Genomic DNA, 579 nt, shown 5'->3' with positions numbered 1-579 from the left:
GCAAAGATCACACTGTTAAACAAATTGTGGCTGAAGTTGAACTAAAAGATGGCGTCAAAGAGCAGTATTCAGAAGAAGAAATCACCAAAATGATTCGCGCTGATTTAGCTGAGAACTTGATGCCTTACATGATTCCGCAGCGCTACGTTTACCGGGAAAAATTGCCGGTATCACAAAACGGTAAGGTTGACATTAAAGCTGTGATTGAGGAGGTTAATGAGTAGTGAATTTTAACTTCATTAATTTACAGCCTTACGCAAATCCCCACTACTTTATTTACCTAATGATTGGACTAATTCCAATTATTTTAGGCCTATATCATGGGCATCGTTTTAAGATCTATGAATGCATCTTTTCAGTTGTTTTCTTATTTCTTGTCTTTGATGCAGATAAATGGCAACAAGGTGTTAGTTTAATTATTTACCTGTTAATCGAGCTAGTAATTACATATTGTTATCTCTATTATCGTAAAAAGGGTAAAAATAAAACGTGGGTCTTTTACCTGGCTGTTTTCCTATCAATTGTTCCCTTAATAATGGTAAAAGTACAAACGGCTTTTCCAAAAGCAAAAATACCGGG

The 579-nt window shown here is 35.4% G+C and carries 2 pseudogenes; both read left to right on the top strand.

From position 1 onward, the window contains the following. A pseudogene (locus tag CRG87_RS07925) lies at positions 1-224 on the top strand (D-alanine--poly(phosphoribitol) ligase subunit DltA); the annotation flags it as partial. Continuing rightward, positions 224-579: pseudogene (locus CRG87_RS07920) on the top strand (D-alanyl-lipoteichoic acid biosynthesis protein DltB); the annotation flags it as partial. The pseudogenes CRG87_RS07925 and CRG87_RS07920, both read left to right, overlap by 1 nt.

It is taken from the genome of Lactobacillus apis (genome assembly GCF_002837055.1).
In the GTDB taxonomy this organism is placed as follows: Bacteria; Bacillota; Bacilli; order Lactobacillales; family Lactobacillaceae; genus Lactobacillus; species Lactobacillus apis.
Note: the sequence above shows the minus strand (reverse complement) of the source record. Positions and strands in the feature narration are given on the sequence as shown.